Below are 16,014 nucleotides of genomic sequence, written 5' to 3' on the forward strand. Positions count from 1 at the left end.
TTTGCCATATGTGTTATCAATCACCTTTAAGTTTGCTGGACAACCAAATATCAATCTCTGAACTTAAGTCTCAACTTAAGAAATTTGCTGATCACCAAAAAAACGAATTCATCAATCACCACTCAATCACTGAACTTGTGTTTGGTCGTGCAAAATATATGGATTTACTTCTCAATAGACTCTGGCAACATTTTGGTTTTACTCAACACTATCATGTCAGCTTAGTCGCCGTCGGTGGCTATGGCAGAGGTGAATTACATCCTCTTTCGGATATTGATATATTGATAGTCTCCGAGCAATCCCTGCCAGAGGATCTGAATGGAAAAATCAGTAGCTTTATCACTCTATTATGGGATCTTAAACTCGAAATTGGGCATGCAGTAAGAACCATTGAAGAATGTTCATCTATTGGGCGAGAAGACTTAACTGTTGCAACCAATTTACAAGAAGCTCGACTATTGTGCGGCTGTGAAGAAACCTTCAACAAACTAAATCAAGCAATCCACTCCGAATCATTTTGGCCTAGTGACATTTTCTATAAAGCTAAGGTCCAAGAACAGCGAGACCGTCATTCAAGGTACCATGACACTACCTACAATTTAGAGCCAGACATCAAATCAACACCAGGCGGCTTACGTGATATTCATACCTTAAGTTGGATTGCAAGGCGGCATTTTGGTGCCACATCTTTGCTTGAAATGAGCGAGTATGGCTTCCTAACCGATGCCGAATACCGTGAATTGCTAGAGTGCCAAGATTATCTTTGGCGCGTTCGTTTTGCTCTCCACTTACAACTAAAAAGATACGACAATAGGCTGACTTTCGCCCATCAAGTGCAAGTCGCAGAATGTCTTGGCTTTGTTGGTGAAGCTAATAGTGGCATTGAGATGATGATGAAAGAGTTCTATCGTACACTCAGACGTGTCGCTGAACTCAACAAGATGTTACTTAAGCTTTTTGACCAAGCCATTTTAGAGAATGGTATTGAGAGTGCACCAGTCATTCTAAGTAGAGACTTTCAAAGGCGAGGACCTTTAATAGAGGCGCGTAAGCCAGCATTATTTCAATCTCGCCCAGAAACGATTCTTGATATGTTTTTGCATATTGCTAATGATTCAACGATCGAAAGTGTCGCTCCAGCAACGCTTCGACAATTGAGAACCGCTCGACGTCGATTAAATAAATTCCTTCACACTATTCCAATAGCACGTAAAAAATTTATCGAGATTTGTCGCCACCCTAACTCACTTACCAGAGCATTCACTTTAATGCATAAACTTGGTGTGCTCGCAACCTATTTGCCTCAATGGAGTCAAATTGTTGGTCAGATGCAGTTTGACTTATTCCATGTGTATACCGTTGATGAGCATAGTATTCGCCTTCTTAAACATATTAATACCTTTAACCAACCAGAAAATCACTCCAAGCACCCCATTTGTTGTGAAGTATTTCCTCGTATACAAAAAAAGGAACTGCTGATCATCGCTGCCATATTTCATGATATTGCCAAAGGCCGTGGTGGCAACCATTCTATCCTTGGTGCAGATGAAGCTTACGAATTCTGTATAGAGCACGGCTTATCCAACCCAGAAGCTAAACTGGTTTCTTGGCTAGTCAGATACCATTTATTAATGTCAGTGACAGCTCAAAGACGTGATATTTACGATCCTGATGTGATCAGCGAATTCGCGAAACAAGTTCGAGATGAAGAATACTTAGAATATTTAGTTTGCTTAACCGTCGCAGATATCTGCGCAACTAACCCAAGTTTATGGAATAGTTGGAAACGTACATTATTGGCCGAGTTATTTTATTCGACTCAAAGAGCGTTGCGCAGAGGATTAGAAAATCCTGTTGATGTACGAGAAAGGATTCGTCACAACCAACAACTCGCCTCAGCTCAGCTACGCAAGGAAGGTTTTAACTCTAGAGAGATAGAAGTACTGTGGCAAAGATTCAAGGCCGATTATTTTTTACGTCATTCACATAAACAAATTGCTTGGCATTGCTCGCACCTGCTTCGCCACAGCGATCATAGCCAACCTTTGATTTTAATTTCAAAAAAGGCAACTCGTGGTGGCACAGAAGTCTTTGTCTATAACCGTGATCAGCATGCACTTTTCGCAACCATTGTCGCTGAATTAGACAGGAGAAATTTCAACGTACATGATGCTCAGGTAATGACAAGTAAGGATGGTTATGTACTCGATACCTTTATGGTACTCGATCAACACGGCAATACTATCGATGAAAACCGCCATAATGCCGTTATTAAACATTTGGTTCGAGTTCTTAGAGATGGGCGTACAACTAAAATAAAGACCCGTAGGCCCCATAGAAACCTGCAACACTTCAAAGTCAAAACTCGAATTGAATTCCTGCCTGCAAAAGGTAAAAAGCGCACCTTTCTAGAATTTGTTGCTCTCGATACTCCCGGTCTATTAGCCGTTGTTGGGGCGACATTTTCCGACTTAAATTTGCATCTCCATGCAGCTAAGATCACTACGATAGGTGAACGTGCAGAAGACTTATTTATCATTACAAATGCACATGGTATTAAACTGACTGACGAGGAAGAATTACAGCTTAATGAGCGACTCATAGAGAATATTGCCAAGTTAGCCCCATAAGCGATCTCGTCCACAAGTTACAAAGGTGGCCCGGAAATCAACTACCTCCAACCAGATTCCACTGCTACATTAGTGGAACTAGTTGTCATGTAAATCATTAACTCAGATTTAAACATAAGAGGTCGCCTATGTTCCCACACCTCAAAGCTTTAGGGATTCAAGAGCCTAAACAAATTGAACGTTATTCCCTCAGACAAGAAGCTCATAAAGACGTATTAAAAATCTACTTTCGCAAACAAAAAGGTGAGCTGTTTGCAAAAAGTGTTAAATTCAAATATCCGCGTCAGGTAAAAAATGTCTTGGTGGATGGAGGCAGCAATAAGTACAGGGAAATCACTGAAATCAATCGCAATCTAACGCTTATTATTGACGAGTTAAACACACTTACTAAGCCTGAAAAGCTAGCTAAAGTCGATACTAAAGAAAAAATCCTTTCCGATCTACGCCATCTTGAAAAAGTCGTATCAAGTAAGATAGCAGAAATTGAAGCCGATCTTGAGAAACTCAAATAAAGCAAAATAGGAGCAAAAAGCTCCTATTAATAATTAGTAAACTCGATATCTTCAGTTATCTAAAGTAACCAAATACAAGCTCTAACTTTGCTCATACCCAACCAGCATATTTTCCGACTAAATAAAGAGAGGCGAACGCCATAACACCAGCCACAATATCATCAAGCATGATACCAAAACCACCATGGACATGCTTATCCAACCAGCTAATCGGCCAAGGCTTAACCATATCGAAAAACCTGAAAAGCACAAATCCCGTTAATAACCATTTCCAATCTGTTGTAGAAAGATGAAATAAAGGGACAACAAGCATTGTGATCCAAAAGCCCACAAATTCATCCCACACAATAGCACCATGATCGTGGACACCCATATCATTTGAAGTTACTTGGCATATTTTGTTTCCGACCAATGCCGCTACCACAAGGGTAAAGATATAGGCGGGCAAAGGTAATTGAGCTAACAAAAGATAAAACGGGATAGCAGCCAGTGTTCCCACAGTTCCTGGCATAATGGGTGATAAACCACTGCCGAAACCTGTTGCCAGAAGGTGCCAAGGGTTTTTAAGCGAAATAAATACTAACGGATTTGTCATATTACTAATTAATCTTGTTGAAAATGGTCGAAACCCTGCAGAGCCCAGTCCACAGTTTTTCCTTTATTAGACAATTCAAAAAAATCTTTAGGGCGTATTTGACCGATGCAGCTAACTTTACAGCCACAATGTGCAAGTGCGATATCAATCATACCTTTATGTTGCTCAGGTACGGTAAAACACAATTCATATTCCTCACCACTGGTGAGTGCGTAATGTTGGGCTTTATCTATACTGCCCATAAATTGAATAAGTTGGTTAGAAACTGGTAACTGGGTAATTTCCAGATGAGCACCAACACCCGAGCGTTTAAGAACATGCTTTAGATCAGCAACAAGCCCATCAGAAATATCAATGGCAGAGCTTGCAATGCCAAGCAAAGCTTGGCCAGCTAAAATACGTGGAGTTGACAAGTAGTGAGACTTCTCAAGCTGCTCGGCAAATGGCTTATTACGTAACTCTGTTTTAAGAATGACATCCAATCCAGCCTTACTATCACCCAGCTCCCCTGTTACATATATCCAGTCACCCACTTGAGCACCATCTCGCCTCAACGCCTTATCGGGATCAACAAATCCCTGCACGGTGAATGTCAGACTTAATGGCCCTTTGGTAGTATCGCCACCAATTAACTGGATGCCAAAATAGTTCGCAAGCTCAAAAAAGGAATCACAAAAAGGCGCTAACCAAGATTCATCTAACTCAGGAAGCGTTAAAGCAAAAGAAACCCATGCAGGTGTTGCCCCCATTGCAGCCAAATCACTAATATTAGCCGCCAATGCTTTATGTGCTATCCAAGCTGGATTAGCATCTTCAAGGAAATGGGTACCCGCTACTAGAGTATCGGTACTAATAGCTAAAGACATGCCATTAGGTGCCTTAACTAAAGCACAATCGTCCCCTGCCGCCAACAACACATCTTTACGTGGTGATTGTCGACCTACAAAATATTTATCAATTAGATTAAATTCACCAAACATAATATTCAATGTAACGTGCGATATAAAAAAGGTCAGCATTTGCTGACCTTTTTTAATTATTTTGACTGTTTTTTACGTACATGTGGTGCGGCTTTATCCAAAACGCCATTCACAAACTTATGACTTTCTTCCGCAGCAAAGACTTTTGCCAATTCTATAGCTTCATTAATAACGACTTTGTATGGTACATCTTCACGGCGAGTCATTTCATACATTGCAAGGCGGAGCAAGGCCAGCTCCATCATATCCAAATCTTGCATCGGACGAGCAGTATAGGGACGGATCTTACTATCCAGTTCCATGTGACTTAACACAACACCTGTTAGAAGGTCACGGAAGTATACAACATCAGTATCTGGTGCAATCAATGCAGGCTCAGCAGCATGATGTTCTTCTTCATCATATTTGCCGCCAGATAAAAACTGCTCTTCAATAGTGGCAACATTTTCTTTAGTAATTTGCCATGAGTAGATCGCTTGCAGAGCGAATCGACGTGCATTACGACGTGCGGCTGGTTTCACACTGGCCCCCATTAGGAATCTATTTCAGATAGAACGTTAATCATTTCAAGTGCGCTTAGTGCGGCCTCTGCACCTTTATTACCAGCCTTGGTTCCCGCGCGCTCAATTGCTTGGTCAATTGTATCAACAGTTAGAACTCCAAATGCAACTGGAAGGCTAAATTCCAACGACACTTGAGCCAAACCCTTGTTACACTCACTGCAAACATAATCAAAATGAGGTGTACCGCCGCGGATTACTGTACCTAGTGATACAATTGCATCAAACTTACCCGTTTTTGCTACACGTTGGGCAACTAAAGGAAGCTCAATTGCACCAGGGCAGCGAACAACTGTAATGTTATCATCACCAATTTGCCCGTGACGCTTTAAAGTATCGATTGCACCAGATAATAGACTTTCGTTAATAAAACTGTTGAAACGAGAAATAACGATAGCAATTTTTGCATTTGGCGCTGGGAAGCCACCCTCAATCACTTTCATAAGCTTTCCTTTAACTATGTTCATCAAGTGAGAATCGCCGGATTCTAGCACAAACCTGTGATCAATATCTAATGGAAATTTGCCATTCCTAAGTAAGCAGGGCAGCTCTCAAAAGATGTACCTGAATGGTTATTTTAGCTAAGAAGTTATTCAATCGTGATATTATTCACAAACATACTCAACCACATTCAGACCAAATCCACCCAACGCGTGATACTTTTTATTCGTTGAGGATAGAAGACGCATGTCATGGACACCAATATCAGCTAGGATCTGCGAACCAACCCCTACACGTCGTGAGGTTCCCTGCTTTTTAACTAATGTAGGCGCATGTCCTTTATCCTGAGCTTCAAACATTTTCATACGATGGATAAGAAGCTCTGTCGATTCTTCATTACCAAGAATAACCAACACACCTCCATCTTCACCAATACGCTTCATCGCTTTATCTAAAGTCCAACTACGTTCTGCATTTCTATCACTACGCAACAAATCTGTAAAAGTATCTTGTAAATGAACTCGTACTAAAGGTGTTTGATTAGAAATATCACCTTTACACAAGGCATAGTGGACTTGGTTATCAATAGTATCTCTATAGGTAAGCAATTCAAACTCACCATATTCAGTTGGTAATAGGCATTTAGCTACACGCTCAATCGTCGTCTCGGTGTTATTGCGATGCTCGATAAGGTCAGCAATTGTACCAAGTTTTATACCATGCTTTTCGGCAAATACTTCTAAGTCAGGACGACGAGCCATAGTGCCATCTTCATTGAGAATTTCTACTATAACTCCAGCAGGCTCAAGCCCCGCTAATCTTGCAAGATCACAACCTGCCTCCGTGTGACCTGCACGAGTCAAAACCCCTCCTTCCTGCGCGGCAAGGGGGAAAATATGCCCAGGCTGAACCAGATCAGCCGCTTTTGCATCGATGGCAACCGCGGCTTGTACAGTTTTAGCCCTATCAGCAGCAGAAATGCCGGTTGTCACTCCCTGGGCCGCTTCTATTGAAACAGTAAAATTCGTGGTGTACTGCGCATTGTTATCTTGCACCATAGGGGGAAGACCTAAGCTTTCGCAACGCTCTTTTGTCATAGTCAGACAAATAAGGCCTCGCCCATAGGTCGCCATAAAGTTAATTGCTTCAGAGGTCACATGTTCCGCTGCCATGATTAGATCGCCTTCATTTTCACGATCTTCATCATCCATCAAAATAACCATTTTTCCTAAACGAATGTCTTCTATGATCTCTTGCGGCGTACTAATTGGCATTGCTTGATTCCTGTTATTGATGCAGTTAACAATATTATATTTTTTTAGAGCAGCGTGTAGTGTTTAATCACGCAAAACCATGTTGCTGAAGGAATTCCATAGTTAATCGTGACTCTGGCTGTGAAGATTGACTGTTCAAAAGACGTTCCATATAACGAGCTAACACGTCAACTTCAAGGTTCACTTTACGCCCAACATGAAAGTCAGCAATTGTCGTTTCTTCTCCAGTATGTGGCACAATCGTTAGCTTGAAAGCATCTTTACGCAACGCATTGACAGTCAAACTAATGCCATCAACGGTTACTGAACCTTTTTCAGCAAGGTATTTACACAATTCTGAGGGCATAGATACCCAAAACTCTATTGCTCGTCCCACTTGATTACGTTCAACAATTTCTCCCACCCCATCGACATGCCCTGAGACGATATGGCCACCAAATCGAGTTGTCGGTAACATCGCTTTTTCTAAATTGACCTTACTACCAACTTGGTAGTCAGTAAAGCCTGTTTTATTAAGCGTCTCAAGTGACAAATCGGCACTATAACTCGTAGCGTTACAATTGATAACAGTGAGACAAACACCATTTGTAGCAATACTATCACCAAGTTTGACATCCGACATATCGAGCTTACCAACCTCAACAGTAACACTGATGTCTTCACCTTTAGGGGTAATTGCTGTCAGTGTCCCAACAGCTTCAATAATTCCTGTAAACATAATTATTTATTCTTTGTTTTTACGTGGGCAATAATGCGAATGTCTGGGCCGATCTGCCTAATATTTTGAATATCCAACTCAACAACATCCTCCATCGACTGTAAACCAAGCGCGCCAAGCAAACCTCGACCATCACTACCCATTATTTTAGGGGACAAATACAGTACCAATTCATCAACCAAACCTTGTTTGATTAGGCTACTGGCGAGAGTCGAACCAGCCTCTACCCAAAGATGATTAATACCAAAGTTTGACGCTAAATCAGCAAAGGTTGTTTTTAAATCAATTAGGCCTGAGTTAGTCAATTGAGGCTGAATATCTCCTTGGTCAGAAACCACTATTCTCATACCTTCTGTCGAGAACAATTTAAGCTCAGGTGTGAGATTATTTTGCCGGTCCAAAATGACACGTTTAGGTTGACGTACCTCACACTCAGAAAGCTCATTTCTCACTGATTCTGGTAATTCTACCCAGCGAACATTTAACGATGCATTATCGTCAATCACAGTTTTGCTAGTTGATAGAATTGCATCAGACTGAGCTCGATATCTTTGTACATCACTTCGAGCCTGAGTTGAAGTAATCCACTGACTTTGACCGTTAGACAAGGCTGTTTGTCCATCAAGACTCGCCGCCATTTTCAGTTGTACAAATGGAAGTCCTGTTTTCATCCTTTTAATAAAAGCTGGATTCAATGCTTGTGCATCACTTTCCAAAAGACCAACTTGTACTTCTATACCGGCTTCACGAAGCATCTTAATGCCGGCTACTTTGGGGTTAGGGTCTTCCATTGCACAGATAACTTTTGCTACTTTTGCTTGGATCAAAGCAGCTGCGCACGGAGGGGTCCTACCATAGTGAGAACAAGGCTCAAGAGTGACATACACAGTTGCGCCAGCGGCTTTATTTCCAGCCATTACCAATGCATTTACCTCAGCATGTGGCTCACCCGCACGATAGTGAAACCCCTCACCAATAATATGATCATTAAGCGTAATGACACACCCAACATTCGGATTTGGTGGTGTCGTATAAATGCCGCCTTTTGCCAAAGTAATTGCACGCGACATCATTTGAAAATCTAGAGAAGAGAATTCAGACATGGTAATGCTAACCGTTAATCTTCTAAACGAGCTATCTCTTCACCAAACTCTCGAATATCTTCGAAACTTCGGTAAACGGAAGCAAAACGAATATAAGCAACCTTATCGAGTTCTTTAAGTTGATCCATCACCAAATTACCAATCATTTCGCTTGGTACTTCTCGCTCACCAGTTGCTCGGAGCTGTGACTTGATCATACTAATAGAGAGTTCGACTGAATCTGCACTCACAGGACGCTTTTCTAGCGCACGCTGAAGCCCACCGACCATTTTATCTTCATCGAATGGTTCACGGTTTCCATTTGATTTAATCACCCGAGGCATAACCAATTCCGCAGTTTCGAAAGTGGTAAAGCGCTCATTACAGGCCAAACACTGCCTGCGACGACGAACTTGGTGACCATCCGCCACCAAACGAGAATCGATCACTTTGGTATCATTCTCTGCGCAAAAAGGACAATGCATATCACCTCCATAATATACTGAAATAGCCTTTGGTTGACGACCGAAATACATCAACAAAGCTACTTTAATATATCGCTACTAGTGTAACGGATTTGCTAAAGCGAAGAAAAGCAAAAGGGGCGATATCGCCCCTTTTTTCATCTCAAAGATGACTAAATCATTAGAATAAGCTAATGCTTCTTGCTAACCCTTGGCAAACTTGTTCAATATTCACACAACAAAGATTTAGCTACGAACTAAGTAATCTGCCTTTCCTACCCATTTATAACTAGTGAGTTCTTCAAGACCCATTGGACCACGTGCATGTAGTTTTTGTGTTGATACCGCAACCTCCGCCCCCAAACCAAATTGAGCGCCATCTGTAAAACGAGTCGATGCGTTGACATAGACTGCAGCTGAATCCACTGAGTTAATAAATCGCTCAGCATTTTCTAGGCTATTAGTCATAATAGCATCTGAATGACTAGCATTATGAACCCTCATATGCTCAATCGCTTCAGTAAGATCGTCAACGACTTTCACGCCTAAGGTATAATTCAACCATTCAGTATCAAAATCGCCTTCAGTACTGTTGCGGATATTTTCAGCACCGTCGAGCAATACCTTTGCTTGAGGCTCAGCAACAAAAGTTACTTTACTCTGTATTCGTTGTTTTAAATTGGAAAAAAACTCAGCAGCAACACTACGGTGAACTAACAATGTATCTAAGGCATTGCATGCAGATGGGCGCTGAATCTTGGCATTTTCGACCACATTTAATGATTTTTCCAAATCAGCACTATCATCAACAAAAATATGACTGATGCCAAAACCACCAATAATGACAGGAATAGAGCTATTTTCTTTGCACATTTTATGTAGACCAGCACCACCTCGTGGAATAATCATGTCAACATAATCATCAAGTTTCAAAAGCTGAGACACTAACTCTCTATCTGGTTTTTCAATATATTGAACCGAAGCCGCTGGTAGCTTAGCCCTTTCAAGAGCTGATTGAATGACTTTAACCAGCTGCATATTGGAAAAAAACGTTTCTTTCCCACCACGGAGAATACTCGCATTACCTGTTTTCAGGCATAAGGAAGCAATATCAATAGTAACATTCGGACGTGCTTCATAAATAACACCAACAACCCCCAGCGGTACACGCCGGCGAGCCAAAGACATACCGTTTTCCAATACTTTACTGTCAATTTCACTTCCAACAGGGTCATCGAGTTTGATAACATTTCTGACATCATTTGCCATTGCAATTAACCGAGCTTCAGTGAGTAACAGACGATCTAGCAATGCATCTGTCATCCCCGACTCTCTACCAAGCTCAATATCTTTTGCATTTGCTGCTAGAATATCTTCACAATTGTCTTCTAGTTCATCAGCAATAAAAGCCAAAGCTTGATTCTTTTGTGTTGTTGATGCGTTGACTAGTTGAAATGCAGCTTGCTTTGCAGCTTCACCTATAGAAATCAGTTCCACTCTTATTACCTCATTATTCTTGAATAACGACCATATCATCTCGGTGCAATACTTCACTACCATAGTCGTAGCCCAAAATGCCTAAAATATCTTTACTGTGTTTGCCGATGATCCTAGTCATATCCTGACTAGAATAACTCGAAATACCGCGAGCGATTAACACTCCCTTCTGGTCGATAATTCTAACCACCTCTCCGCGAGAAAATTCACCGATCACTCCAATCACACCTTTGGCTAATAGGCTGCTACCTCGAGACAAAACGGCTTTCATTGCTCCGTCGTCAATTACAATATCACCTGACGCAGCTGGCCCGGCTAAAATCCAGCGTTTACGACTTTCCAAAGCCTCTTCAATAGGCAGAAAACGGGTGCCTTGCGGCTCAACACTAAGAGAGTCAAACACCACATTAGGTGCACTACCGGCAGCAATAATCACCTCAATCCCAGCACGGCGAGCAATATCGGCGGCTTGCAGCTTGGTTGCCATTCCGCCAGTACCCAAGGTAGTCCCGCTATCACCCGCTATCTTTCGTAGCGTATCATCAATTGTTTTTACTTCTTTAATCAACTCAGCATTAGAATCTTTACGTGGGTCTGCTGTAAACAACCCCTTTTGATCTGTGAGCAATAAAAGCTTGTCAGCACTACATAAAATGCCAACAAGAGCGGAAAGATTATCATTATCTCCGACTTTGATTTCACTTGTCGCAACGGCATCATTTTCGTTTACGATAGGAACAATATCATTACTAACCAAAGCGTTAATAGTATCTCGAGCATTTAGAAAGCGTTCACGGTCTTCCAAATCAGCACGAGTTAACAGCATTTGACCAATTTTGATGCCATAAATACCAAACAATGCTTCCCAAGTTTGGATAAGTTGACTTTGACCGACTGCGGCAAGAAGCTGCTTGTTCGCCATGGAGTTAGCTAGTGTGGGATAATCTAAGTGTTCTCGCCCAGCAGCTATAGCCCCTGAAGAAACCATTACGACAGAGTGACCTTGCTTTTTTAATTCTGAACATTGCCTTGCTAACTCTACCATGTGAGATCTATCTAGCGCCGATGTACCACCAGTTAATACACTGGTACCTAATTTAATAACAACGGTTTGACGACTCGCAACATGTGCGCATTTTTGATTCATTGTCTATCTGCTATGAAAATTAAAATAGTCTATTCACTAGGGTCTGTTGTCCCTAGCTAAGCAATCAAGTTGATTGATCACTGCTAGTTGTTCTGAACATAGTGTTGTAACAATCAAAGCAGAAATTAACAAGCAGAAAAGGCGCTACTTAGCGCCTTTTTTAATCTAAAAACATATTAAAAGATTTATTTAAACAAATTCAGTAGATTCTTTATGAAAGTCAAGAGTCATACCAAATTGAGTAGCAAGAGTATCGATAAGCTTTTTATGAAAACCTTCTTGAGTACGGTAGACTTCCGCAATTGCTTTTTTAGGTAGCTTCTCGTCCATCCAGTCTCCTTGGGCATCATATAAACCAATGCAATATTTTGCCTCGAATGCTTCCCCCTCTTGCTCTAGTTCTAACCACCACCCCCAAAACTCTCGTTCTTCTGGTGATTTCTTGTCATTAACGCACACAGAAAGACAATCGAACAAATATTTACCTTGTTCACATTGTGCCTCTCTTAGATAAGGGCCAATTGCTTTTAGCGTAGATAGTAAACGGTAATGGGTTGGATTTTTTGGCTGTTCAGACATAATGAATCTCCATATTCAATATCTGTTGTAATTATGATGAGCAAAAATCAGGACCACTTTGTTTGGGCATCGCCCATATATAAGTGTTGACTAATTTATGTATTTTGTCATCTAATTAACTCATCCTCCAACCATTTGATCGCCAAATCGAGGGATTGCTCATACCCCTGTGTAATTGTTTTTGCGCTGATTTTCTTTGCTTTTCCATAGTCGCTAAATAATGCAACTAACTGATTATCACTATGGGGAGAGACAGGATCATTTTCTAAACTCATCGCTAAAATAGGAACTTTGGTTTTGCGACTCGACAGTATGCCCTGAACTTTAAGCGACCAAGCCATGAGTTGTCCTGCTAAACTATTAATATCCACTGCATTTTTACCGAGACGAGAAGCCAGAACATCAAGGTACATCTTAGGCATTTTTTTCAATTTCTCTGGCGAGGAAAGAACATCATGAATTGGAGCTCCCAGACTGACACAAGCTTTCAGTTTGTCTTGCTCAACAAATGAAAGCCTCACCATCGCATTGCCTCCAAAACGAAAACCTAACAAACCCACTCTATGATGATCCACCCATGGAATATGAAACAGTTCATTAAGAACAACTTGATGTAAGCGAGAGGTATCTTCAGTCAATGACCAATGATTGTTATGTCCTATTGAAGGCATATCAACAGTCAACATCGCAATATTTTTTGCCGCTAGGTGATTTCGAAAAAGCTTCCAAAGATCCGTTTGTAGGCTATCCAATCCAGCACTGACCATGACAACAGGCTGCGGTTTGTCTGTACTAGTTAAATGTAAATGAGCAATAATACGTTTATTTTGAAATGGAATTTCTAATTTTTTAACTATATATTGTGTTTTTTTGGCAGCTTCTGAATAAGCATTGCTAGCAAGAACCTGAGCTTGAGATGCTAAGTTGTCATTATTAAGATGAGGATAACCTGCAATACTAAAACACAAAGACGCATTAAATAACTCATCAGCAGCGTCTTCACCCTCAAGTTCATTAGAACGTTTGGTATGCAACATACCCAATTTAGTCCACTCGTAAGTCCAGTTCCCGCTATGATATCCCATCACAGTATCGAGCCATTCATCATGGCTCCTCGAATGCTTGGAAAAAGCTATTTTAGCTAAAACAGCTTCAGCTTCTATTGGATCGACACCTTGCCATGTCCACTGCATTCGCTGCATATTCCGATACCATTTAGAACCATCCCTCTCACGCTTATCATCCAATATTTTCTGACTGCTTGGCATGTAGTGAGTAAGCGAAGACGTTTCTCTGGCTTGCTTGTGATTGGTGAACAGTGTTTCTGAGAGGTTTTTACTCACTTCTTCAGACATAACATGGCCTAATCATAAAGTTTCCTACATTGTATACTTGAGTGGCGTTAAAAATCAGCTTTGAATTATCATTTAATGTACAAGCTAACACTTAGCTACGCATGTATTAGCACTATGGCTAAATGCAGCTGAAAACAAAAGTGATCCTCTAAGGACCACTTCATTCAATCATTGATTTAGACAACTGTTCTCAACGAGAAAAGCAATTTTAGTTGCACTACAGCAAATTACTTCTGCTTGCGATTAATTGGTTCGACATACTGGATTGACATATCCCAAGGTTGCTCAATCCAAGTTTTTTGTTCAATATCAACAACGTAATCATCAAGAAGAAGGGCACCAGATGGCTTGGCACAAACGGCAATAAGCTTAGCTCTTGGGTAAAGTTCCCGTAGCTTACGTGCAGTATCTCCACTATCAACTAGATCTTCAATAATTAGAAAACCCTCACCATCTCCCTCCGGTGCTTTGAGTACACTCATGTCACGCTGATGATCATGATCGTAACTAGAGATACAAATGGTGTCGACATAACGAATACCAAGTTCGCGTGCTAGAATAGCACCGGGGACAAGGCCACCTCGACTCACTGCCCATATTCCTTTCCACTGTTCAGCAGGCATTTGCTTTTCAGCGAGTTCTCGGCAGTAGGCATGCATTTGATCCCACGTAATAATGAACTTCTTAGTCATTGTAATAACCCAATTATTTGACAGATTATCCTACCGCTAACTAATAGTGGGATAATCTGTATTAAAACCGCTATGCCAACATATATTTGAGGATAAAGATTATCGACATAACCCAAACGCTAAGGGAAACATCTCGACCTTTACCACTACATAACTTAATTGCAGCATAAGCAATAAAACCTAAAGAAATGCCTTCAGCAATTGAGAAAGTCAAAGGCATAAGAAGACAGGTAACAACAACGGGGGCAGCTTCTGTCAAATCTCGCCAGTCAATGCTAGCTAAACCTGATAACATCAAAATAGCCACATAAAACAATGCACCAGCCGTCGCATAAGCTGGAATCATACCCGCCAAAGGTGAAAAGAATAAAGCAAGTAGAAACAAAATACCAACGACAACAGCCGTTAAACCCGTTCGCCCACCAGCAGCAACGCCAGATACACTCTCAATATACGATGTGGTATTTGATGTACCGAGTAATGCGCCTACAGATGTAGCCGTTGAATCAGCTAATAAAGCTTTGCTCAAGCGAGGAATTTTGCCATCTTTATCCATTAAACCTGCTTTCTGTGTAACACCAACCAAGGTTCCCGCGGTATCAAACAAATCAACAAATAAGAAAGCAAAAACGACCGAAATCATCCCAACTTCAAACACAGCAGAAAAATCGAGTTGTAAGAAAGTTGGCGCAATACTCGGTGGAGCCGACATAATGCCTGCCCATTGTATATCACCAAAAGCTAAGCCTAAGCCAGTAACAACCAAAATAGCAATCATGACGGCACCTTTTACACCTCGATTAACTAAAGCAATTGTCAAGAAAAAACCCACTGCTGCTAGTACTGCAGGTAAGGATGTAATCGCTCCTAAGGACACTAAGGTAGCTGGGTTATCAACCACAATTCCTGCATTTTTTAATGCGATAAAAGCAAGAAAAAGCCCAATACCTGCCGAGATACCAGTGCGTAAAGACAGAGGAATAGAATGTATTATCCACTCACGAATTTTAAACACACTCAATAGAATGAAGAGCAGACCAGAAACAAATACCGCAGCTAAAGCGACTTGCCACGTATAACCCATGCCAAGAACAACAGCATACGTAAAGAAAGCATTCAGTCCCATACCCGGCGCTTGTGCAATAGGATAGTTTGCGAAAAAACCCATTATAAAACAACCAATTGCAGCCGCTAAACACGTTGCTACAAATACTGCACCATGATCCATACCTGCATCGGCTAAAATTGCAGGGTTAACAAAAATGATGTATGCCATGGTCAGGAAAGTCGTTAGACCGGCAATGATCTCAGTTTTTACGTTCGTGCCGTGCTCGCTGAGTTTAAAGATTTTTTCGAACATAATCGAGTTCCAAAGGTGAAAAAGTAAACGGTTGCGTAATCGATTGGCGGGATTATAGAGTCTAACATTTTCAAATTCCAGATAGATTTGAGTTCCAATGGAGTATTCTATTTTTAGAACTACAACTC

Annotated in this window: 16 protein-coding genes; 2 read left to right on the forward strand and 14 right to left on the reverse strand. The window is 41.1% G+C overall.

From position 1 onward, the window contains the following. The first annotated feature begins 8 nt into the window (after window positions 1–8). Window positions 9–2,630 carry a bifunctional uridylyltransferase/uridylyl-removing protein GlnD gene (glnD, locus tag OCV27_RS11585; RefSeq protein WP_125320521.1) on the forward strand — a complete coding sequence of 874 codons (2,622 nt, stop codon included), beginning with the start codon at window positions 9–11 and terminating at the stop codon, window positions 2,628–2,630. A 128-nt stretch (window positions 2,631–2,758) separates the two neighbouring features. Further along, window positions 2,759–3,142: a DUF3461 family protein gene (locus tag OCV27_RS11590; protein WP_125320520.1), complete on the forward strand. Its 384-nt coding sequence runs from the start codon at window positions 2,759–2,761 to the stop codon at window positions 3,140–3,142. A 91-nt stretch (window positions 3,143–3,233) separates the two neighbouring features. Here the strand turns inward: OCV27_RS11590 and pgpA are convergent, their stop codons facing one another. The 14 genes from pgpA to OCV27_RS11660 all read right to left on the reverse strand — a co-directional run bounded on the left by pgpA (window position 3,234) and on the right by OCV27_RS11660 (window position 15,886). Beyond that, the gene (gene pgpA / locus OCV27_RS11595; protein ID WP_125320519.1) at window positions 3,234–3,737 is read right to left on the reverse strand and encodes a phosphatidylglycerophosphatase A; all 504 of its coding nucleotides are present in this window, start codon (window positions 3,735–3,737) and stop codon (window positions 3,234–3,236) included. Between the two features lie 8 nt (window positions 3,738–3,745). Further along, window positions 3,746–4,717 carry a thiamine-phosphate kinase gene (gene thiL / locus OCV27_RS11600; protein WP_337969427.1) on the reverse strand — a complete coding sequence of 324 codons (972 nt, stop codon included), beginning with the start codon at window positions 4,715–4,717 and terminating at the stop codon, window positions 3,746–3,748. Between the two features lie 56 nt (window positions 4,718–4,773). Beyond that, window positions 4,774–5,250 carry a transcription antitermination factor NusB gene (gene nusB, locus OCV27_RS11605; protein ID WP_125321885.1) on the reverse strand — a complete coding sequence of 159 codons (477 nt, stop codon included), beginning with the start codon at window positions 5,248–5,250 and terminating at the stop codon, window positions 4,774–4,776. Continuing rightward, on the reverse strand, window positions 5,250–5,720 hold the full coding sequence (gene ribH / locus OCV27_RS11610) for a 6,7-dimethyl-8-ribityllumazine synthase (protein WP_125321883.1): 471 nt from the start codon (window positions 5,718–5,720) through the stop codon (window positions 5,250–5,252). Before ribH ends, nusB begins: the two co-directional genes overlap by 1 nt. A 162-nt stretch (window positions 5,721–5,882) precedes the next feature. Continuing rightward, window positions 5,883–6,992 (reverse strand): bifunctional 3,4-dihydroxy-2-butanone-4-phosphate synthase/GTP cyclohydrolase II, encoded by a 1,110-nt coding sequence (ribBA, locus tag OCV27_RS11615; RefSeq protein ID WP_125321881.1) that lies wholly within the window; start codon window positions 6,990–6,992, stop codon window positions 5,883–5,885. A 67-nt stretch (window positions 6,993–7,059) separates the two neighbouring features. After that, the gene (locus OCV27_RS11620; RefSeq protein WP_125321879.1) at window positions 7,060–7,710 is read right to left on the reverse strand and encodes a riboflavin synthase; all 651 of its coding nucleotides are present in this window, start codon (window positions 7,708–7,710) and stop codon (window positions 7,060–7,062) included. Between the two features lie 2 nt (window positions 7,711–7,712). After that, on the reverse strand, window positions 7,713–8,813 hold the full coding sequence (ribD, locus tag OCV27_RS11625; RefSeq protein ID WP_125321877.1) for a bifunctional diaminohydroxyphosphoribosylaminopyrimidine deaminase/5-amino-6-(5-phosphoribosylamino)uracil reductase RibD: 1,101 nt from the start codon (window positions 8,811–8,813) through the stop codon (window positions 7,713–7,715). Window positions 8,814–8,827: 14 nt separating this feature from the next. Beyond that, a complete protein-coding gene (gene nrdR / locus OCV27_RS11630) occupies window positions 8,828–9,277 on the reverse strand; it encodes a transcriptional regulator NrdR (protein ID WP_125321875.1) in 450 nt (149 codons plus the stop codon). A gap of 225 nt (window positions 9,278–9,502) precedes the next feature. After that, entirely contained in the window at window positions 9,503–10,738 is a 1,236-nt protein-coding gene (locus OCV27_RS11635) for a glutamate-5-semialdehyde dehydrogenase (protein ID WP_420919488.1), read from the reverse strand. 28 nt (window positions 10,739–10,766) lie between these two features. Then, the gene (gene proB / locus OCV27_RS11640) at window positions 10,767–11,900 is read right to left on the reverse strand and encodes a glutamate 5-kinase (protein WP_125321871.1); all 1,134 of its coding nucleotides are present in this window, start codon (window positions 11,898–11,900) and stop codon (window positions 10,767–10,769) included. A 189-nt stretch (window positions 11,901–12,089) separates the two neighbouring features. Beyond that, window positions 12,090–12,479 (reverse strand): sigma factor-binding protein Crl, encoded by a 390-nt coding sequence (crl, locus tag OCV27_RS11645; RefSeq protein WP_125321870.1) that lies wholly within the window; start codon window positions 12,477–12,479, stop codon window positions 12,090–12,092. 107 nt (window positions 12,480–12,586) lie between these two features. After that, complete coding sequence (gene frsA, locus OCV27_RS11650) at window positions 12,587–13,834, reverse strand: esterase FrsA (RefSeq protein ID WP_125321869.1); 1,248 nt, start codon at window positions 13,832–13,834, stop codon at window positions 12,587–12,589. Between the two features lie 227 nt (window positions 13,835–14,061). Next, the gene (gene gpt, locus OCV27_RS11655; protein WP_125321868.1) at window positions 14,062–14,526 is read right to left on the reverse strand and encodes a xanthine phosphoribosyltransferase; all 465 of its coding nucleotides are present in this window, start codon (window positions 14,524–14,526) and stop codon (window positions 14,062–14,064) included. Window positions 14,527–14,596: 70 nt separating this feature from the next. Continuing rightward, the gene (locus OCV27_RS11660) at window positions 14,597–15,886 is read right to left on the reverse strand and encodes an NCS2 family permease (protein WP_125321866.1); all 1,290 of its coding nucleotides are present in this window, start codon (window positions 15,884–15,886) and stop codon (window positions 14,597–14,599) included. Window positions 15,887–16,014 lie beyond the last annotated feature (128 nt).

It is taken from the genome of Vibrio pectenicida, assembly GCA_024347015.1.
Classification (GTDB): domain Bacteria; phylum Pseudomonadota; class Gammaproteobacteria; order Enterobacterales; family Vibrionaceae; genus Vibrio; species Vibrio pectenicida.